Origin of the sequence: Enterobacter sp. HG048 (genome assembly GCF_024702055.1) — a bacterium.
GTDB lineage: Bacteria > Pseudomonadota > Gammaproteobacteria > Enterobacterales > Enterobacteriaceae > Enterobacter > Enterobacter dykesii.
In genome coordinates this window covers 150,483-168,778 of the sequence record NZ_JANLIZ010000007.1, presented here as the reverse complement: position 1 = coordinate 168,778, position 18,296 = coordinate 150,483, and the positions used below count along the sequence as shown (strand labels likewise).

Annotated in this window: 20 protein-coding genes; 3 read left to right on the top strand and 17 right to left on the bottom strand. The window is 55.3% G+C overall.

From position 1 onward, the window contains the following. Positions 1 to 65: 65 nt before the first annotated feature. The 15 genes from NUX24_RS11185 to NUX24_RS11115 form a co-directional block, all read right to left on the bottom strand. Entirely contained in the window at positions 66 to 1,022 is a 957-nt protein-coding gene (locus NUX24_RS11185) for a spore coat U domain-containing protein (protein ID WP_257831544.1), read from the bottom strand. Beyond that, positions 1,013 to 3,301 carry a fimbria/pilus outer membrane usher protein gene (locus NUX24_RS11180; RefSeq protein ID WP_257831541.1) on the bottom strand — a complete coding sequence of 763 codons (2,289 nt, stop codon included), beginning with the start codon at positions 3,299 to 3,301 and terminating at the stop codon, positions 1,013 to 1,015. The genes NUX24_RS11185 and NUX24_RS11180 overlap by 10 nt, the downstream gene beginning before the upstream one ends. Then, the gene (locus NUX24_RS11175) at positions 3,222 to 3,998 is read right to left on the bottom strand and encodes a molecular chaperone (protein WP_257831539.1); all 777 of its coding nucleotides are present in this window, start codon (positions 3,996 to 3,998) and stop codon (positions 3,222 to 3,224) included. The genes NUX24_RS11180 and NUX24_RS11175 overlap by 80 nt, the downstream gene beginning before the upstream one ends. A 2-nt stretch (positions 3,999 to 4,000) precedes the next feature. Next, positions 4,001 to 4,495 (bottom strand): spore coat protein U domain-containing protein, encoded by a 495-nt coding sequence (locus tag NUX24_RS11170; RefSeq protein ID WP_047651623.1) that lies wholly within the window; start codon positions 4,493 to 4,495, stop codon positions 4,001 to 4,003. 32 nt (positions 4,496 to 4,527) lie between these two features. Continuing rightward, positions 4,528 to 5,070 carry a LuxR family transcriptional regulator gene (locus NUX24_RS11165; RefSeq protein ID WP_257831536.1) on the bottom strand — a complete coding sequence of 181 codons (543 nt, stop codon included), beginning with the start codon at positions 5,068 to 5,070 and terminating at the stop codon, positions 4,528 to 4,530. Further along, positions 5,067 to 5,705 carry an EAL domain-containing protein gene (locus NUX24_RS11160; RefSeq protein WP_047651621.1) on the bottom strand — a complete coding sequence of 213 codons (639 nt, stop codon included), beginning with the start codon at positions 5,703 to 5,705 and terminating at the stop codon, positions 5,067 to 5,069. The genes NUX24_RS11165 and NUX24_RS11160 overlap by 4 nt, the downstream gene beginning before the upstream one ends. Positions 5,706 to 5,885: 180 nt before the next feature. Next, positions 5,886 to 8,177: a phosphatidylglycerol--membrane-oligosaccharide glycerophosphotransferase gene (opgB, locus tag NUX24_RS11155; protein WP_257831534.1), complete on the bottom strand. Its 2,292-nt coding sequence runs from the start codon at positions 8,175 to 8,177 to the stop codon at positions 5,886 to 5,888. A 269-nt stretch (positions 8,178 to 8,446) separates the two neighbouring features. Beyond that, entirely contained in the window at positions 8,447 to 8,929 is a 483-nt protein-coding gene (locus NUX24_RS11150) for a DUF2501 domain-containing protein (protein WP_126328994.1), read from the bottom strand. A gap of 83 nt (positions 8,930 to 9,012) precedes the next feature. Continuing rightward, complete coding sequence (gene dnaC, locus NUX24_RS11145) at positions 9,013 to 9,750, bottom strand: DNA replication protein DnaC (protein WP_013095461.1); 738 nt, start codon at positions 9,748 to 9,750, stop codon at positions 9,013 to 9,015. Next, positions 9,747 to 10,292 (bottom strand): primosomal protein DnaT, encoded by a 546-nt coding sequence (dnaT, locus tag NUX24_RS11140; RefSeq protein ID WP_047651619.1) that lies wholly within the window; start codon positions 10,290 to 10,292, stop codon positions 9,747 to 9,749. Before dnaT ends, dnaC begins: the two co-directional genes overlap by 4 nt. 148 nt (positions 10,293 to 10,440) lie before the next feature. Next, positions 10,441 to 10,869 (bottom strand): organic hydroperoxide resistance protein, encoded by a 429-nt coding sequence (locus NUX24_RS11135; protein WP_023310299.1) that lies wholly within the window; start codon positions 10,867 to 10,869, stop codon positions 10,441 to 10,443. 83 nt (positions 10,870 to 10,952) lie between these two features. Further along, positions 10,953 to 11,405, bottom strand: a complete 453-nt coding sequence (locus NUX24_RS11130; protein WP_033146484.1) for a MarR family winged helix-turn-helix transcriptional regulator — start codon at positions 11,403 to 11,405, stop codon at positions 10,953 to 10,955. 41 nt (positions 11,406 to 11,446) lie between these two features. After that, positions 11,447 to 12,088 (bottom strand): TetR family transcriptional regulator, encoded by a 642-nt coding sequence (locus NUX24_RS11125; protein WP_023310301.1) that lies wholly within the window; start codon positions 12,086 to 12,088, stop codon positions 11,447 to 11,449. Positions 12,089 to 12,155: 67 nt separating this feature from the next. Continuing rightward, positions 12,156 to 12,629, bottom strand: a complete 474-nt coding sequence (locus tag NUX24_RS11120; protein WP_023310302.1) for a threonine/serine exporter — start codon at positions 12,627 to 12,629, stop codon at positions 12,156 to 12,158. Further along, complete coding sequence (locus tag NUX24_RS11115; protein WP_023310303.1) at positions 12,620 to 13,396, bottom strand: threonine/serine exporter ThrE family protein; 777 nt, start codon at positions 13,394 to 13,396, stop codon at positions 12,620 to 12,622. The genes NUX24_RS11120 and NUX24_RS11115 overlap by 10 nt, the downstream gene beginning before the upstream one ends. Before the next feature lie 409 nt (positions 13,397 to 13,805). On the opposite strand from NUX24_RS11115, the gene NUX24_RS11110 reads away from it, so the two are divergent. Together NUX24_RS11110 and bglJ are read left to right on the top strand one after the other, a co-directional pair. After that, positions 13,806 to 14,543 carry a LuxR C-terminal-related transcriptional regulator gene (locus NUX24_RS11110; protein WP_047651618.1) on the top strand — a complete coding sequence of 246 codons (738 nt, stop codon included), beginning with the start codon at positions 13,806 to 13,808 and terminating at the stop codon, positions 14,541 to 14,543. Then, positions 14,540 to 15,175, top strand: a complete 636-nt coding sequence (gene bglJ / locus NUX24_RS11105) for a DNA-binding transcriptional activator BglJ (RefSeq protein ID WP_047651617.1) — start codon at positions 14,540 to 14,542, stop codon at positions 15,173 to 15,175. Before NUX24_RS11110 ends, bglJ begins: the two co-directional genes overlap by 4 nt. 38 nt (positions 15,176 to 15,213) lie before the next feature. On the opposite strand, the gene NUX24_RS11100 is transcribed toward bglJ, so the two are convergent. Continuing rightward, on the bottom strand, positions 15,214 to 15,672 hold the full coding sequence (locus NUX24_RS11100; RefSeq protein WP_008502085.1) for a YbaK/EbsC family protein: 459 nt from the start codon (positions 15,670 to 15,672) through the stop codon (positions 15,214 to 15,216). Positions 15,673 to 16,000: 328 nt separating this feature from the next. Between NUX24_RS11100 and NUX24_RS11095 the strand changes: the two genes are divergently transcribed. Next, positions 16,001 to 17,347, top strand: a complete 1,347-nt coding sequence (locus NUX24_RS11095; RefSeq protein WP_257831528.1) for a PTS sugar transporter subunit IIC — start codon at positions 16,001 to 16,003, stop codon at positions 17,345 to 17,347. An 88-nt stretch (positions 17,348 to 17,435) separates the two neighbouring features. On the opposite strand, the gene fhuF is transcribed toward NUX24_RS11095, so the two are convergent. Next, positions 17,436 to 18,224: a siderophore-iron reductase FhuF gene (gene fhuF, locus NUX24_RS11090; RefSeq protein WP_257831526.1), complete on the bottom strand. Its 789-nt coding sequence runs from the start codon at positions 18,222 to 18,224 to the stop codon at positions 17,436 to 17,438. Between the last annotated feature and the right edge of the window lie 72 nt (positions 18,225 to 18,296).

Sequence of the window (18,296 nt, the reverse complement as noted above, 5' to 3'; positions counted from 1 at the left end):
GCACTGCTGGCTATTTTAACGCCACTGTTACCGATAACATTGATCCAGGCAGGATTTTGGGTGGTTTAATAAGTCAGCGTGATAATCACGTCATCAATAAATTCCCCGGTACCCGTTAGCGGCTGCGCCGGGACCTCGCCGTAAACGGTGTAGTTCTGGGTGCCGCCTGCGGGATTGGTGACCTGCAGCGCATCGCCGCTGTTTTGATCCCCCCAGCGTTGCGTGGCCGCCTCATCCTGCCAGAGCCCGTAGCGCAGGCACTGGCCCTCGCTGTTGCAGAGCTGCCGCTGATTACCGCTGGCATGGTTACCTTTGCCCATGGCAAGGGTGAACGCGATTCCGGCCGGACAGCGCGTGGTGACGGTGGCGGTGGATCGCGTCGGGCGCAGGGTAGCGGTGCTGGTCAGGGTGCCGAAGTTAAGCGGAGTTACGTGCTCGATGTAGCATCCCTGGCTGATTTCGGCCTGCGCGTTGGTGCCGCCCTGCACCTGCTCCCCCTCTGCTGAACCGTCCGAGCAGTTTTGCAGCGCATCCTGACGCATGGCGCTGTGCCAGGCGATGCGCAGATTCATGTTGTAGTTGTAATAGTGGTAGGCCGGAAGCTGGCTTTGCCCTGCCGGAATGGTGGCGATAAGCGGAAAGGTACCGCTGACGTTGGCATTGCTTTCCGCGGCCAGGGTCTGCTGAATCAGATTCCCGCTGCTGGCAGGCCCCAGCTCCTGAGCGCGCGCTGCGCCGTTAAGCAGGCGGAAGAGGAGGGTGTACTGTTTCCCCTCCTGGTCCCCCGGCGAGATCATCTCAAAAGGCGGGGCGTCTACGCTGCTCAGGCAGACGTTGATATATTCCGTCCTGCCCTCGTTGTCGGCCTGGCAGCTAAATTTTACCTCGGTGTTGACGGAGGTTGTATTGCCCGCCACGACGTTGCCAAAGTTAATGGCAGGCGTGGAGGTTATCCAGCAGGCTGCCGCCATCGCCTTCACGGACAGGACGAGCAGCAATAATAACGGCGCTCTTAATGACACAGTTGTTCTCCGATATTCTGTATTGATGACGCGGTACGCGGCGCCGCAAGCGTGACCCGGCATTCCCTCTCACCGGTCTTCACCACCAGTTCACCCGGCAGGGGCGGATCTTCAAGCCAGATAAAGCCGTCGCGTCCCACGATCGTGGCGCCCTGCGGCGTTGACACGACGCTGCCCAGCGGGAGCGGCCTGCGGTGGCTGTCGACCAGTCGGGCCTGAACCGTGACGGCGTGATGGACGTTAAAATCGACTTTTACCGCGCTGCTGTTGCCCGGTCTGGCATGCATGTCGGTGACGGGAGCGATCACATCGGCGGGCAGATCGAGCGGGTTAATGCTGATTTTGCTGTTGTGGTAACGCGGCAGGTCGGTCAGCATGAGGTAACCGTCCCCATCCGTTTCACCGGCCGGGCGGTTTTCCAGCATCACCGGTACGTGCCCAATGCCGTGCGTTGACACCAGCGCTATGCCCTGCTGGATATAGCGCAGCGCGTGCAGGCTGCCATCCAGCAGCGTCAGGCTGCCTTCGGCAGAGGCGTACTGGTTGCCCTGGTGAGCACCTTGCTGCAGCCCAACGTGCCATTCGCCCGCTCGTCCCAGATAGCCTACGTCCGCATATCTTTCACGTCGTTCGCCAAAGCCCTGGCCCAGCTCCCATGACCAGCCGCCGGCCTCATCGTCCGGCTGGTGGCGGTAATCCATGCGCGGTTTATCCCGGCTGGCCTGAACGGAGAGCGTGTCCTCGCGACCCAATGGGACGGAAAGCAGCAGCTGAACGTGACTCGACGAATCCGTAAACGAGCGGGTATAGCTCAGCGTGGTGGAGATGTGTGCTGGCAGCGACAGCGACCAGGAGGCGTTGAGGTAACGCTGTGTATTGCCCTGAATGTTCTGCTGTACCCAGCCCGCGCCAACGGTTCCGAAGTGGGGGACGGACTGGCTTACCCAAACGCTGTCGCTGCGTCTGACGGGCGCGGCACCGCTCATACGGGCGTTGTCGGCGAATCCCGCCCCGGTACGGACGGTGCTGGCAGAAATGCCCGTTCCTCTGCCGTTCCACTGCCAGCCGAGGCCCCACTGAACGCCCTGTCCGTAAGGGCTGTCGCTCACGGCAACGTGCTGGCTGACCACCCCTACGGCGGGAGAGACCAGCCAGTCAGCGCCCGTGCCCACGTTGCGCAGCCTGCGCTGCTGTTCCGTATGCAGCGCCAGCGTCAGGTGATTATTCACCCCATAGCGCCAGCCCGCGTCCAGCAGAGGCGAGGCGGCATAGTCGTCGGAGTGCTGGGCGTAGTTTTCCCGCATCCAGCCGATGTCCAGCGAGCCGCTGCTGAGCCCTTCCGCCAGCATGCCCGGCGCGCCGTAGAGATCGAGCTGTACGGCGCGACGCTGGCCGTTGATATCGGTAATGACCACCTCCGCCTGCCCGCTGCCGGTGAAGGAGGGCAGGGTATCCAGCAGAAAGTCTCCCGGCGTGACGCGCTGACTGCTCTGCTTAAGGCCGTCGATATACAGATCGACCGTGGAAGGCAGCACGGCCGTGTCGCTGTAGCGGCTGCGCGGTTCGGTATTAAGCTGGGGATTGAGCTCAAAATTACGTGCCCAGTGCAGACCGCCAAAGCGTACCTGCCGGCTCCAGCGGGTGCCGGTGGTGATGCTGTCGCCCAGCGCCAGCGTGGTCAGCGAGTCGGTATTATCCCACTGCCAGCGGGTTTCGAGACGGGTGTGGGTAGGCCGACCGGCGCTGTTTTCCTCCCCGGCATGGCTTGAAAAACTGCTGCTGAACGTTCCGGGTAATCCTCCGGACGCGGTCAGCATGGTCTGGGCGTTAAGCTGGCGCTTCCCCTGCGCATCGCTCGCGTAGAGCGCGTATCCGAGCGTATACGCGCTGACGGGCTGCGCATCAGGATAGCGGTAAAGCGGTGTGGGCTTTGAGACGGTCAGATGCTGCTGGCCCTCGAACGCCTCTGCCTCTGCGGTAATCGACACCTGCTGGGACAGCACGTCGACATTGACCTTCAGGCCCGGCAGGGACGTCAGCTCAACCCACCCGGCGCGATCGTCTGGGGCGTGAAGCCCCAGCTTTTTCATGTCGCTGCGGCTTATCCATAGCGCATTATCCACCACCCGGCAGGCCCAGAGCTCGCCTCGCGGGGCGTGGTTCACGGTAATGGCCAGCCATTGTACGGTGTCGGCGGGTTCAGCCCGGGCTGACAGCATGAGCGGTAGCCAAAACAGGAGCGCGAGAAGCGAGCGGGCGCAGGGGTATCTGGCTGGCATGGTGGTCATCATTGAGATAGACGCGCAGCGTGCTGAGCGCGTGTCGTGAAGCCTGCTTAAGCGGTAAAAGGGCGGTTTGTCCCGGGAGCACATAGCCCGCCAGGCCTTTAATCGAGCCTACAACCTGCCCATCGGCCGTCAGGGCCTCGAGGTGGCTCAGACGGATGTGGCGGTTTCCGGCGTTAAAGCAGCGGAGGGTAGCCGGCATTTCTGCCTGCTCACAGCTCAGTGCATCGTGGCTGGCTGGCGCGTCCTGGTTCCCGGCAATAAACACCGGAATCGAGTAGCGCAGCAGGAAGTGCACCGCGTTGGGATTGGCGGCACGGGACGTGGCGTCCGGCAGCTCGTCGATGACCAGCCGGTAACTTTGCTCCTGTGCACGGATGCCAGGCTGCATGACGATAATGCGCACCAGCTGCTGCTGGCCCGGCGCCAGTGATGTCATCGCCGGGCTGCTGACCACCTCCCCGGTGGCCACCAGAACATCTTTACCGTTTTTTTGCGTCCATTCGTATACCCGAATCTGCGCATGGATGGCCGCTTTCCCACTGTTAGTGAGATAGACCGCCGCTGCCCGCTGATTGCTCTGCAGGTCGAGCGTTACCGGGGCCACCTGAAGCGTGGCGGCCAGCGCGTAGCGCGACAGCAGTGCCAGCATCATGAGCCACAGAATGAAGCAGGGAAGGAAGCGACGCACGATCAGTACTCCAGTTTTAACGTGATATCGTCGCTGTAGGTACCTGCCTGGGCGGTTGTCAGCGCCCCGGCTTCAATGATGCCATACAACGTTTCCTCCTGTTCCGAACCGTTGCCGGTATCGTCCAGGCCATTCGTGCCGGTGATTTGCGTCTGTTTGCCTTCGTCGGCAAAGAGCTTCCAGGCAATCTTCTGCGCGCCCTTTTCGCCGTTTTCCGGCTTCAGCCAGAAGGTACCGTTTTCGCCGTCGTTGCTGGTGGCTGTGAGGGTGAAAGGCGTGCCGTTGGTACAGACGATATCGACCTGCGTTTTGGCCTGGATTTCGCTCGACTCATCGGAGCCGTGACGCGAGAAGTTGAGGTCGTTGGCTTTAAGGGTGCACGACTTCACGACCTCAAGTGATACGTGCATCGTCGCGCTTGCAGTACTGTCTGCGGCGATCGCAGCAGCAGGAAGCAGGAGAACGGAACAACATACAAGGGTGGGAATAATTTTCATGATCTTATTTCCTGACGTGAGTAACAGTGCAATTACAAAGCGAATGACTGAGCGTCCAGCAGGCAGAGTTTTCGATGGAATTCCGCCAGGCTGTGACAACAAAATTTGTTCATCGCGTTACGCTTGTGGGTGTAGATCGTTTTAGGGGACTTATTCATGATTTTTGCGATGCGAACCGGACTGAATCCTTTATGGAGCAACATGCAAACCCGCCTCTCCTGATGCGAGAGCGTGGCGGCGTTTTCGAAGGAAAATGTCGTGTCGCTAAAACAGTGGCTTAGCTGCGCAAACGAGAGGTTGTCCGCGACCACTCGGACCCGCTCGTTGCGCAGGCAGGCGTGAACGTCGCAGACCCGAGCGGCATCCGTAAATACCAGCCAGTTCTCTCCAGCGTGTGTATTGAGCAGCCGTTCCTGGAGATGTAAAAGCCCTTCAGAATTAACGTTATGAATCCAATACATCTCCGGGCGAGGGGTAACGGCCATCGAAATCATCGAATGGAGGCCAAGCCATAAAAACGCATTGCCGCTCAGAACGATGACCTGATAGCCAGCATTAGGAATGAAGGGCGTCATTTTTTGCCCCACAGATAGCCCTGGCCGTAGTCGGCCACGCTGGCACGGGCCAGCGCGAAATCCCCTGCGGTTTCGATGCCTTCTATCAGCACCTTGCTGGCGACGCGCTTGAACTGGCGGGTGAGATGCAGGAACTTTGCCTGCTCGATGCGTCCGCTCCAGAAGGTATGTTTATCAATCTTGACGCCGCAGAAGCGGATCTGGCTGGTCAGAAGATCGGGAAGAAGGTCTTCGCAGACATCGTCTGCCCAGACTTCGATCCCCCACTGGTGGAGCGTCGCGATGCATTTCCGCAGTGCCTGGCTTTGCGTATCCTCGAGCTGGACCATCGTATGGAGATCGGTGACCTCGATAGCAAGTCTCTCCGGGCAGGGTGTCTCTTCTTTTAGCCTGTCGAGGAAGTCCGTTTCCAGCAGTAAATCCGATGTCGCATTGAGATAATACTTGTCGCCATCCTTGCAAAACATGGCATGACGAAGCTGCGCAAAGAAGTGCGCTTTACGCTGCGTTGCGGGCATCGAGCCAAAGTAATCTTCAAGATTGACGTGGGGCTTTGCCGTAGACAATACCTCCCAGGCAATCACATTTTCACTGCGCAATGCCCGGATGGATTCGAACTTATAGCCGGTTAGCATGATAAAAGTGCGTAACGCTCCGTTGTGATTTCAGGAGTCGCACATTTTATGGATTTGTATTTTGGCGGGATATTTATAGATAAAAACGACCCATATAAAGTGTTTTTATCTAATTTATAAGCATGCTATAGGATTATTTATTTTCATAAGCGCCCGACAGTACGCCGGGCGCGACGCGTATTAACCCGCTCTGCTGACGATTTTGATTTCAACCATGCCGATCCCGAGCTCGCGCGGTGAGTGCCCAAGGATATTCCCCTCGTTCGTGGACTGCGGGTCCGGCGGCACGATCACCAGGGTATTGCTGCGCGAAGGATTCTCAAAATGCAGCGTCTGCGTGCTCACGTCGTTCCCGAGCGTCAGCGTCTGCTCCCGATCGCCCACGCGCACGGGGACGGGCTTGTTAGCGTTGGGGCCATACGCTCTGGCGGTGATCACCAGGTCGAACTGTTCCGGCAGGGGATGGGCGTACTCAATTTTTACCTCGTTGCCCAGCTGCGCGTTGGACCAGCGCCCCCACGACTCCGGACGCGAGATGCCGCTAAACTGCTTCACTTCCTCGGGCGCGCCGGCCACGTTAAAGATAAAGCTATCCGCTTTGTAGCGAATATCGTTATCGCTGACTTTAAGCATGTCGATGTTGTGCTGATAGCGCGCGGTATCAATCACCGTATCGTTGAACGCGGTTTTGCCTTTCCACTGCGCCTTATCCACGTGCTGCACGGTTTGCTCCCCGCCGAGCTGACCCTGAGAGACGCACCAGTCGGTAGAAAGCGCCAGCGGCTGCGACCAGAGCTGGCCCATTTTGTAGCACCGGTCGACCCAGACGAAATTATCGCGTGGGGCAAAATCGGCCAGCTGATAGCGCAGCGGCGCGGAATATTCGCTTTCCGGCAGCGGCTCGACGCGCCCCTCCGACACGCGCACCAGCAGCGGCAGACGGAAGCTGCTGCCCGAGAAGGCAATCGTGTTTTTATCCCGATCGACGGTGAAGTCCTTCATCTCTTTCGGGAAGTTCCACAGGCGGATAATGTCTGGCTTCCAGGCGAGAATTTTATCCTTCATGTTGAGAAACACTTCCGACAGGGATTGCCCCGACAGCGTGCTGCGGCCAAGGCCAATAAAGTTGTCGCCGCCCAGAATGTCCAGCACGGTTGCGCCGTTATCCATGGAGTTGCGTTTGGTGGCAATTAGCTCCTGCTGCGGCTGGTCGCCGCGCAGGACGAAGAACAGGTTGCTGCGATCCTGCTTGTTGAGCCGATCCCAGGCGCTGTTTTTCATCGCCAGATGGTCAGACGAAACGACGATGACGGTGTTTTTAAACCAGGGCGAGGCTTTGATTTTCTCGACCAGCGCGGCAATGTGCTCCTGGCTGCAGGTCACGGCGCTGAAAGACTTGTTGCTTTTGCCGTCCACGTCATAGCTTTTGCGTTTACAGCTGCGCGAGACGAACCCGTCCGGATGGTGGGTATCCACCGTCAGCGCAAAAAGGGAGAAACGCTTGCCCGTGCGGGAAAGCTCCTCGAATTTCTTCCAGGTTTCGTCGAGTACCGTATCGTCATAGAAGCCCCAGTCGTTACGGTAGCTCGGATCGGCAACCGTCGTTTTTAACTCTTCTGAGCCATACAGGTGGTCAAAACCGTGGGATTTCAGGAACACGTCTTTTCCGGCAAAGCGCAGGTTTGCCCCCTGCACGAAATAGTTTTCGTAGCCGGAGTTTTTCAGGATATCGCCGAGGCAAATATTCTGCGGGAAGAACGTCGACATCGAGGCTGAGGCGTTACCTTCAAAAGGCGCGAACAGCGGGATACCGCACTGGGAGGCAACCATCCCGGCAATCGTGTAATCCGTACCGGGCAACTGCATGGTGTGGCTGAAGTCGAGCCCTTCGTTTTTCAGCGCGCCCAGGTCTGGCGTCAGGTTCGGGAAGGCATCGTTATCAAAGTACGTGCGCTCCAGGCTTTCACCGTAGATGTAGACCAGATTGAGCTTCGGGTTGGCGATTGTTTTCGACGGTTCTTTGTAGTAAGCCGCGAAATCCGGATCGCCATCGCGCGACTGGGATTTCACCAGCTCGGCGATCTGATGGAACGCCGGGCTAGCGTCGACGGAGGCCAGCGCCAGGAATAATGCCAGCAGGCTGTAGCCATGATGGTGCGGAAGATGGCGACGTCGACGCAGCACCCAGGCCAGCGCGCCAAAAATCGTCACCAGCGCGGCGATAAGGCCGAGCCCCGGAAGAATGTATTTGCCCACACCCGCGCCCGTCAGGCTGTTCGTCAGCGTGTAGAGCACCGCATCGTTAATACCGTCACCGGTAAAGTAGTCGCTGGCGTATAAGGTAATGTTTAAAATAATAAAAATGCCTAGCACCACCAGCGTGGCGATAAACCACCAGGTGTGACGGCCGGCTTTCCAGGCGTAAACGCCGACAGAAGCCAGAAAAAGGATAAGAGACATGAATTCTGACAACAGCATATCCTCATGACGCCAGGTGCTTCGCTGGCTAACTGTTTATTTTTGAGTCATACAATGTAATTGCGATGTCGTTAAGCTGCAATTTTAGTGTCACGAAAGTGTGCTGTTGTTAGGATTTGGTTTAGAAAATCGTTTTTATGAAGATGGACACATCCTGACAAACGGACGCTGAGACGGTGGCAGGTGGGAAAAAGGCTCGTTTAGCGCCGCGCTGCAAGACTATCGCATTAAACGCGGCGTGTTGTGGCAGAAAATGGGGTGGCTCAGGAGAGGAAATTAACGCCTTGTTTCAGCACCAGATCGCAGGCTTTGGTTTTCACCTGTTTTGCCAGAGAAGAGTTGCCGAGGGTGCTCAGATTCAGCTGCTGGCCGTTTTGCGCGTTAAGCAGGCCCTGAATGCCGTCCATATAGTTGGTGTCCGCTTTCTGCTCCTGGGTATCCAGACCTAGTTTACCCAGCACCTGATTTTTCACGTTTTGCGCGTCGGTCACTGAGGCCAGCTTTTGCTTCGCGCAATATTCCAGAATCCCCGCCGCGTTGTTCATCGTGCCCGCGCTAAGGCTCTGAGAGCTGTTGCCCAGCAGGCTGGTGAGGGAAGAGGCGGAGAGTCCACCCTGAGAGCTGCTGCTCTCTTTGGTCAGCTCATTTGCTGCGCTTGACAGGGACTCCTGCCAGGACGCCGCTTGCGCTATGCCGGTCACCAGCAGCGCGCCTAAAAAGGTGCTGATTAGAATCTGTTTTTTCATCATGGCTCTCTCAAAAAGGTCCGTTTTGGGCCGAAGGGGTTCCAGTATATACCTATGCCCTGACGGCGATTCCTGGAACTGTCTTAATACTCTTTGCCGGTAACGCGGCTGCGGTAACTTTCCCAGTCGAAGATGACATAGAGACTGTTACCGAGCTTCATGCGGTCCATGACGCGCTCTCCCAGCAGGCGGGTCATCTCGTCAATGTTGTGGTTCGTCAGCATGCCGGTAGGGCGTTTGGACGAGGAGCGGCGATCGACAATCTGGTTGATGATCACTTTTTCATAGCGGGATTCTGTCTGAACGCCAATCTCGTCGATGACCAGTAAATCGACATTGCTCAGATCGTTAAGCAGCTGTTCTTCGCTGGTTTCGCGGTTGCTGAAGGTATCTTTCATCGCGGACATGATGTCGGCCACGGTGATGATAAGAACCGATTTACCCCGCAGAAGCAGCTCGTTGCAGATAGCGGCTGCAAGGTGGTTTTTTCCGGTGCCCGGCTTGCCGCTAAAGATGAAGCTGGCGATATTGCCGTCGAATTCATCCACGTACTGACGGGCGGCGGCGAGGGCGTTCATCTGCCCGTTGGTCTCGATTTTATAGTTATCGAACGAGCAGTTCTGGTGCAGGGGACGGATACCGGAACGGTTAAAGGTGCGCTGCATTTTCATCGCCCGGTTTTCCCGGGCGAGCGCGGCTGCGCGAATCTCACCTTGCTCTTTTTGCCACGCCAGCAGCTCTTCACCCGTGGTAAAGGCGGGCTTCACGTTGGCAGGCATCATTTTTTGCAGACGTTTCATCAGGTCGCCGACGTTCTTCATTTCGCACCTCGGAATCCGCTGGGGATCTGTTTATCCGGTTCTGAAAACGCGTTGATATCGCGTTTGGGCTGGCCGTTGTTGCCGGCGCGGGTAATTTGAAGATGGCGCGCGAGCTTTTGCTGCCACTGAATATGGGTGAAGACTTTACCTTCCGCCTGCCACCAGGCGGTAAACGCGGCGAGCTCTTCCGCGGTGGCCGGTTGGGTTAACGCAATGCCCCACAGCGCGGCCTGCCGCTGAAAATCCGCATCCGGCTGCCAGCCCGCGTACAGGGCAAATTTTCCCATCGGAACGGTCACCGGGACGTTAACCGGTTCTTCAAAGAACTGGTTGTCCAGCGTGATATCGCTCGCCGGGCGCGACAGTTGCGCTTCAATCTCCAGAAGCTGTGCCAGGCGTTCCGGCGTGATAGCGTAGAACGCCGGCGCGTTGTCGGCAAAAACCGCAACCGTGCCGCCTTCGGCATGGGTCAACACACCGCGTGGGTCGCGCATAAAGGCATCAATGCCAGCAATGCTGGTGGTCAGAATTCTGGAGGACATAACGCTTACTCTACTGATTACTACGGGCGTGATATGGGCTTATGGTAGCACAGAGAGAGGAAAGGGAAGGAGGGGATTTCCCCGGTGGCGCTGCGCTTACCGGGGCTACAGTCGTAGGCCTGATAAGCACAGCGCCATCAGATATTTATCACGCGATGATATTCAGGGTCACGTCGATGTTGCCGCGGGTCGCGTTAGAGTATGGGCAAACAATGTGCGCCGCATCGACCAGCTTTTTGGCTTCCGCGGGATCCATACCCTCAACGTGGATGTTCAGTTTTGCCTCGATACCAAAACCGGTTGGCAACGGACCAATACCCACTTCGCCTTCAATAAAGGCATCTTTTGGCAGGGTGAATTTGTCGCGTGCGGCCACGAACTTCATCGCGCCCAGGAAGCAGGCAGAGTAGCCCGCAGCAAACAGCTGCTCAGGGTTCGTTACTTCTCCGCCCATGCCGCCCATCTCTTTTGGCACGCCCAGTTTTACGTCCAGTACACCATCGGAAGAGGTCGCGCGGCCATCACGGCCACCGGTTGCTTTTGCTTTGGCGGTATAAACTACTTTTTCTAAAGACATGGCAGGTTCCTCATCTTGCTTTAATGTGTGCTATTAAATAGCGTACGATATATATGGATAATAATAACGCGTAAAGTATAGCTTTACGCGCGGTGTAGCTGTTGTCGCAAAAGTTCGAGCTGCTGTTTGAGCGCCAGCAAAGTGTCGGTATCACACTGCGCTGCGCAACCCACCGCATGGGGAATACCCAATGCCTGCTGCTGCAGTTCACGTCCCGCTTCACTCAGGGTGACGGCGACCTGACGTTCGTCTTTGCGCGAGCGGTGACGGTTGATTAACCCGCCGCTTTCCAGCCGTTTTAACAGCGGCGTCAGGGTCGCAGAGTCCAGAAACAGGCGTTCGCCGATGTCCGACACCGTGACGTCATCCTGCTCCCACAGCACCAGCATCACCAGGTATTGCGGGTAAGTCAGGTTCAGCGGTGCCAGCAGTTGCCGGTACAGCTTATTAAGCGCCAGATTTGCCGAATAGAGGGCAAAGCAGAGCTGGTTATCCAGCTTGAGCGCAGCGGTTGCGTCGTTCGTTTTCGCGTTCATGAGATGAATATAGATAGTGTGCGATTTAATTGCAAGCAATTTTATGGGCAGGTGTAGCGGAGCGCCACCTGAACGGCCATTTTGCGGTAGTGCTGGCGCTGAGCCTGTTCATCCGCCCCGTCTTCAAACAGCAGCGTAAAGGTGTAACTGTTGGCTACGTAGTGAAAGCTGAAGCTGCTTATCAGGCGGTGAAGATCGCGGGCGTCAACCGTCTGGCTGAAGAGCTGTTTTTCTTTGCCCCGGTGCAGGATGCCCTCCAGCAGGTCGAGCGCGCTACGGTTGACCTGGCGAAGATAGCTTGATTGCTGCATAAAGCGGCCGCGCTGCATGTTTTCCATGCAGATAATCCGGATGTAGTCCGGGTGGTCGGCATGATAGTCAAAGGTGGCTTCAACCAGGTTCACCAGCGCTTCGACGGGGGGCATTCCCGCCAGGCTTAGCGCTTTTTCACTGGCGCGAATCTGGGTGTAAACATGTTCCAGAACCAGGAGATAGAGATTCTCTTTATTCTTGAAATGGTAAACCACCATGCGTTTGGTGGTACCCGCTTTTTCCGCGATCTGCTCCATGCGGGCACCGTTCAATCCATACTCGGCAAAAAGCGCGATGGCGCTCTGAAAAATTTTCTCTTTCAGGCTGGATTCTTCGCTGTGCTCGGGGTGTTCGCTGCCAGGGTTAGCCACATCCTTTCCTTATTTTCACCAAACGGACCAGAAGGATTATCTCCATGGCAGCGAAATAACACAAATATCAAACGCGTGGGCGTTTGCGATACAGCCACAGTCCAGGGATCGACAGTCCAATAGAAAGCGCTCCGACGATTGACGACGCCTTAAGAAAGTTGCTCAGAAGGAGGATCATCTGCGGCTCGGTGTAGCCAAAATGACTGATTTTCACCGCGGAAATCATCGCCGTATAGGCAGATATGCCCGGGAACATCGGGATCACGGCGGCGACGGTGAACACCTTGGGATGCGCCAGATACCAGCGCGACCACTGGATGCCGATACTGCCGACCAGCATGGAGGCCATAAATGTTGACCATTCGATGTTAAAACCCGCGGTCATCATCACCATTCGCGAGCCATGACCAATCGCGCCCAGCAGCGCACACCACCGCAGAGCACGTTGCGGAACGTTAAATACCATCGCAAAGCCGACGGCAGGAATGGCGGCCAGAAGCATGTCCTGTGCCAGCGCCAGCAGAAAATCTATCACGCCCATCCGCGTAACCCCCAGAGTGTCATTGCCATCACTACGCCGATGCAGGTCGCCAGCGTCAGCAGGCTGGCAATAGCCCAGCGTGCCAGACCGGTATTGATGTGCCCTTTAAACATGTCAGCAACGGCGTTGATCAACGGAAAGCCCGGAACCAGCAGAAGCACGCTCGCGGCCATGGCAATCGTCGGGGTAGTGGCAAACTGCGGCAGGCGCAGCAGCAGGCCGGAAACCGTGGTGGCGACAAACGCGGTAATGCAGAAGTTAATTTGCGGATGCAGCTGTCTGTGCGTCAGCAGCTGGCGAACATACATAGCGATACTGCTGGCGAAAAAGGTGACGATCGCGCCATCCCAGCCGCCTTTATTAAGCTTACAAAAGCAGGCGCACGACAGCCCTACCATCACCACGACAAGCCAGCGCGGATAACGTAATGGCTTAATTTGGCTGAACCGTTTTTCAATCTCCCGAAGATCGAGAAGCTTATGTTCAGCAAGGATGACGATGTGCTGCACTTCGGTCACTACGTGCATGTTAATGCCGCGGTCGTGGTTTTTGCGGGTGGAAGTCAGGCACTGACCGTCTTTGATCGTGGTCAGCACGATGGCGTTGGATGAAATAGCGCTTTCGACGCTATCCATACCCAGCGCCAGTCCCAGCCGGGTGGAAAGCTCCTCAACCAGCGCGCTTTCCGCGCCGTGCTGGAGCAGAAAAAGACCGCATTGAATACATAGCCGCGTGATAGCACGCTGCGTTGACCGATCTGCCTGCATGTATTGTCCTGAAGAAGATGGAAAGTTGCCGGTTGGCCCATAGCGATTACTTTTAGCACAAAGTGCAGTGCCTCTTGCTGTGGGCCAGATCAAGGTTTATGCAAACAGTTGCTGCCCTTAAGTGCAGAAGGGGTTGGGATTAATTCATCATTTTAGTGAATTATTAATATTAAAGGATAAGTAATATATATTTAGTTATTCTAATTTTATATTGTAGTTATTTTAATGACACTGCAATTAAATTTAATTTCGCTTTGTGAGATATTACTGCTGTTTAGGCATTTCTTAAACTACGAATACATCTCATCTTCTGCTTGTATTAACCTGCTTTACACTCAGGGACGAAAATACTCATACGTTGATGCGTTTTAACGTTACTCATCAAATGAAGAATGGACACGGAGGGTCTATGTTGTCTTTGCACGGTAAGCATAGCGTTATCATTAGCCGGATACCGGTCATGCAAAACGGGTTAGGGGGCGTGATGACTCGCCATTTCCCCGACTTTGAATTGACCTATTGCAGCTCATTGCAGGAGTTAACACTGCTCCAGCTACGCCGCGCTGACGTCATCATTGCCGATATTACAGGCGAATACTGGAATCCTCGGGGCGCACTCGAAGAGTATTTCAGTTTATTGAATCAATACCGGAACATTCACTGGATCTTTTTAGTTTCGCGGCCACTTAACCCCGTTGCCGTTGAGTTACTTGTGCGCCCGGAAAGTACGTTGCTTTCTGATATGGAACCCATTGAAGGGCTGGTTAACGCGATTCGGGCAGGTAGCGAACGCGCAGAGCGGGTAAGCCAGACGTTGTTAACCATGGAACCTCAACGTCCGGAGGACGAAGACGAACAGGTTATCGCGCTCACGTACTCCGAACGCAAAGTATTGCGGCTGTTAGGTAAAGGATGGGGGATTAACCAAATCGCCACATTGCTTAAGAAGAGCAATAAAACTATCAGTGCGCAGAAAAACAGTGCGATGCGACGGCTGTCATTACGCAGTAATGCCGATATGTACGCCTGGATAAACAGTACACAGGGAATGCGAGAGCTGAGTTTGATGTCAGCCTATGGAGAGTTCGAGGAATGGAAAAAACCGATTCAACAAGACATATCGCCATCGTCGAAAATTGCACGATGAGTGCTGTTGGGCTACAGCATCTTTTTGCGATGCCCGGCCTGAATCATTATCAGCTGCATCTGTTTAGTGAATTTGACAGCTTTAAGAAAGCACTTCAGCACATCAATTTTTTCTCGCTGATCTATTCATATTCCGATGCGCGAGAAGAGCGTCGTAGCTGCCTGGCGCACCTGCGGGATTTTGCGTTTACGCATGGCCATATCCAGCGCATTATCCTGGTCGCTGATGAGATGGAAGCAAGATTAATTAGTCATCTTTCCCCGTCACGCCTTCACGGTGTGGTCAGCAAATCGCTGACGCTTGAGCGGCTGCAGAATGAACTCATGGTATTGCTGAGTGAAACCCTGCGCATCAATGACAATATGATGAATCACTGGTACCGGAGTCAAAGCAGAATGTTAAGCCCAACGGAACGGGCAATATTGCGTTATATGTCTTGCGGCTATTCCATTCCTCAAATCGCGGCACAGCTTGAACGCAATATTAAGACCATCCGGGCGCATAAGTTTAATGCGATGGTGAAGTTGGGGGTAAACTCTGACGTAGGGCTACTCGATGCGGCGGATATTATTACCCACCTTTCGGCAAGAGAACCGCGAAGTTCGGCACTCAGCAAGCCGACCTTTTTATAACCTGCCTGTTGCGCGCCAGACAGGATCTGGCGCATCAATCAGATGCAAACATCAACCCATTTTGCGGACGTCAGCTCTGCCATTCTGTCAGGTGAGATACGAACGGCACTATGAATTGCGCCTGCGGCGGGCAGGACTTCGGCGTACTGCTTTAATGAAATATCGCAGTAAACCGCGAGTGGGTTTTCCAGGCCGAACGGGCACACGCCGCCAACGGGGTGACCGGTGATGGTCACCACCTCATCACTGCTGAGCATGCGCGCTTTTGCACCAAATGTGTCTTTCAGCTTTTTGTTATCCAGGCGCGCATCGCCTTTCGCTACCACCAGAATCACCTCATTTTTCACCTTTAATGACAAGGTTTTGGCGATTTGTCCCGGTTCAACACGATGGGCGGCAGCAGCCAACGCAACGGTAGCGGTACTCTGGCTAAGTTCAATGACGTCTATATCCGGCGCGTTGTCGGCAAAAAACTGCTGTACAGACTGCAAACTCATTGTTTCCTCCTGACAAATATCCTGCGTAATCTGTCATAAGAATTTATGCTCTGTAAATATCTCTTCAGTAACAAATATCCCGAACGGCTGATTTCTGGATCCTCTTCACAATCACGGAAACCGGTTACAGTAACCGGTTGCAGAGCGTGATGCGTCGATTAATACTGAGTACGTAACGTCCCCTGTATCCAATAATAAGAGCAAATTATGAAACCATTCCGTCTGAGCAGTACCACTGGTCCACAAGCCAGCAAGGTTGTGAAGGTGATTTATGGAACAACGTGCGGCGCAAATGTGCCCGTAACAAACGTCTGACAGGAGATCTGCCATGTCTGCCAACCATGCTGCGTTTAACCTGATATTCCGTTTTGTTGAAAATTACGTCAGCCCGATTGCCGGGCGGATCTCTTCCCAGCGTCATGTGATGGCCATTCGTGATGGGTTCATCTCCGCGATGCCATTCATGATTGTGGGTTCATTTTTGTTAGTGTTCGCATACCCGCCGTTTTCGCCGGATACCACCTGGGGTTTTGCCCGGGCCTGGCTGGATATGGCGAAGCAGTTTGAAGGCCAGATCCTGACGCCGTTTGATATGACGATGGGCATTATGTCCATTTATATTTGTGCGGCCATCGCCTATAACCTTGGCAAACACTATGTCAAATCGCACCAGTTAGACCCGTTTATGTGCGCCATGCTGTCGCTGATGGCGTTTCTGCTGGTCGCGGCGCCGAAAACCAAAGGCACGCTGCCAGTCGACAGCCTGGGGGGGACGGGCATTTTTACCGCGATTCTGGTGGCGATCTACTGCGTTGAGATGATGCGTTTCCTCAAGGCGCATAACATCGGTATTCGCCTGCCAGACCAGGTTCCTCCGATGATCAAAAACTCTTTTGATCTGCTGATTCCTGTGCTGGTGGTGGTGTTGACGCTCTATCCTCTGAGCCTGCTCATTCAGTCTCAGTTTGGCATGCTGATCCCGCAGGCCATTATGTCGGTCTTTAAACCTTTGGTTTCCGCAGCGGATTCCCTGCCTGCGATCCTGCTGGCCGTGTTGATTGGCCATCTGCTGTGGTTCGCCGGGATCCACGGAGCCGCCATCGTCTCCGGGATGCTGCAGATGTTCTGGCTGACTAACCTGGGCGCGAACCAGACCGCACTGGCCGCCAGCCAGCCTCTGCCGCATATTTTTATGGAGGCGTTCTGGACGTTCTTTATCGTTATTGGCGGGTCGGGAGCCACGATGGGGCTGGTGATTTGCTATCTGCGTAGCCGTTCAGCACATTTACGCTCTATCGGTCGTTTGAGCGTGGTACCCAGCTTCTTTAACATCAATGAGCCTGTCATTTTCGGTACGCCAATCGTGATGAACCCGGTGTTCTTTATTCCGTTCCTGCTGGCACCGATGGTAAATGCAGTGCTCGCCTGGGCGGCGATGACGTTTGACCTGATTGGCCGCGTCATCTCAGTGGTCCCGTGGACGGCACCGGCGCCGATAGGCGCAGCCTGGGCCCTGGGATGGGATTTCCGTGCGGCTATTCTGGTTGTGGTTCTGGCCTGCGTATCGGCAATCATCTACTTCCCGTTCTTCAAAGTGTACGAGAAACAGCTGCTGGAGCAGGAAGCGGAAGAAGCGCAGCGTAACGCGGAAGAGGACAATCCGCAGGTGGCATAGTTAAAAACAAAACGGCAACTCAGGTTGCCGTTTTTAGGGTTTGTTCCTTCTCCCTATGAGAGGGGGGAGGGCATCGGGCCGGGCCCGACTACTTCAGCGTGCAATCTCCGCACTGCTTAACGTCCGGCAGGCGGTAGCGCTGGCAGCAGGTGCGGCGAACCAGAAGCCCATCACGGAGCACGACGGTACGGAATAACGGGTTGTCACGGCCATCGGAAAGCTGTTTTGCAAAGAAACAGGATTGACGCAGGGCATCAACGTTCTCATCACCAAGCAGAGGCTTCATTTCCGTTAAATACCAGTGGATTAAATAGCCCGTATTGCTCCAGATAAGCTTCGCGTTAATCTCTCCCGTCGCTTCCAGCGCTTCCACCACCGGGATCAGGGCCTGAGTGATAAGCCGCTCCATACGTTTCTGAGCCGTCAGGTGTTCAGCGTTCTGGTCTTCGTGCAAATCAATCCAGAAACAGGATGCGCGCCCGGTTTCGTGAAACTCGACGTGGAAATTATCCGGCGAGAGTTCCAGCATGCTCTTCTGGGTTAACAGCGCCAGCATGAGGGGAGGTACCATCAACCCGATATACCACTGCGCCCAGAGAGAGAGCAGTGGTTTATTTTCCCGCGTAAGAGTGGGCTGATTGCGATAGATATGGTCGGAATAGGTGGCCAGCAGCGACTGCAGTTTTGTCGGTTGACGCCACTCTGAGAGCGTCATGGCGTGGTTCGGGTGCGCTTCATCAAGGCGGATAAAGTCCAGCAGGTGGGCGCGCGTCTCCGCAATCTTATCCCGTATGGCATCCGCAAGCGAAGCATTCCCGCTGGTGAGAGGCGCTCGCCAGAGGAGGGGTTCGACGATGTGTGCGGTATGCGTAGCCATAGTATAGATAGAAATCTAAATGATAATGATTGCCAATCCTAACTATTGCTCATACCAATGGCAAGACTTTTG

Excerpts from the sequence above, each read along its gene's own strand:
- NUX24_RS11180 (WP_257831541.1), bottom strand. The coding sequence starts at position 3,301 with ATGCCAGCCAGATACCCCTGCGCCCGCTCGCTTCTCGCGCTCCTGTTT.
- NUX24_RS11170 (WP_047651623.1), bottom strand. The coding sequence starts at position 4,495 with ATGAAAATTATTCCCACCCTTGTATGTTGTTCCGTTCTCCTGCTTCCT.
- NUX24_RS11165 (WP_257831536.1), bottom strand. The coding sequence starts at position 5,070 with ATGACGCCCTTCATTCCTAATGCTGGCTATCAGGTCATCGTTCTGAGC.
- NUX24_RS11160 (WP_047651621.1), bottom strand. The coding sequence starts at position 5,705 with ATGCTAACCGGCTATAAGTTCGAATCCATCCGGGCATTGCGCAGTGAA.
- NUX24_RS11150 (WP_126328994.1), bottom strand. The coding sequence starts at position 8,929 with ATGAAAAAACAGATTCTAATCAGCACCTTTTTAGGCGCGCTGCTGGTG.
- dnaC (WP_013095461.1), bottom strand. The coding sequence starts at position 9,750 with ATGAAGAACGTCGGCGACCTGATGAAACGTCTGCAAAAAATGATGCCT.
- dnaT (WP_047651619.1), bottom strand. The coding sequence starts at position 10,292 with ATGTCCTCCAGAATTCTGACCACCAGCATTGCTGGCATTGATGCCTTT.
- NUX24_RS11135 (WP_023310299.1), bottom strand. The coding sequence starts at position 10,869 with ATGTCTTTAGAAAAAGTAGTTTATACCGCCAAAGCAAAAGCAACCGGT.
- NUX24_RS11130 (WP_033146484.1), bottom strand. The coding sequence starts at position 11,405 with ATGAACGCGAAAACGAACGACGCAACCGCTGCGCTCAAGCTGGATAAC.
- NUX24_RS11120 (WP_023310302.1), bottom strand. The coding sequence starts at position 12,629 with ATGGGCGTGATAGATTTTCTGCTGGCGCTGGCACAGGACATGCTTCTG.
- NUX24_RS11115 (WP_023310303.1), bottom strand. The coding sequence starts at position 13,396 with ATGCAGGCAGATCGGTCAACGCAGCGTGCTATCACGCGGCTATGTATT.
- NUX24_RS11110 (WP_047651618.1), top strand. The coding sequence starts at position 13,806 with ATGTTGTCTTTGCACGGTAAGCATAGCGTTATCATTAGCCGGATACCG.
- bglJ (WP_047651617.1), top strand. The coding sequence starts at position 14,540 with ATGAGTGCTGTTGGGCTACAGCATCTTTTTGCGATGCCCGGCCTGAAT.
- NUX24_RS11100 (WP_008502085.1), bottom strand. The coding sequence starts at position 15,672 with ATGAGTTTGCAGTCTGTACAGCAGTTTTTTGCCGACAACGCGCCGGAT.
- NUX24_RS11095 (WP_257831528.1), top strand. The coding sequence starts at position 16,001 with ATGTCTGCCAACCATGCTGCGTTTAACCTGATATTCCGTTTTGTTGAA.
- fhuF (WP_257831526.1), bottom strand. The coding sequence starts at position 18,224 with ATGGCTACGCATACCGCACACATCGTCGAACCCCTCCTCTGGCGAGCG.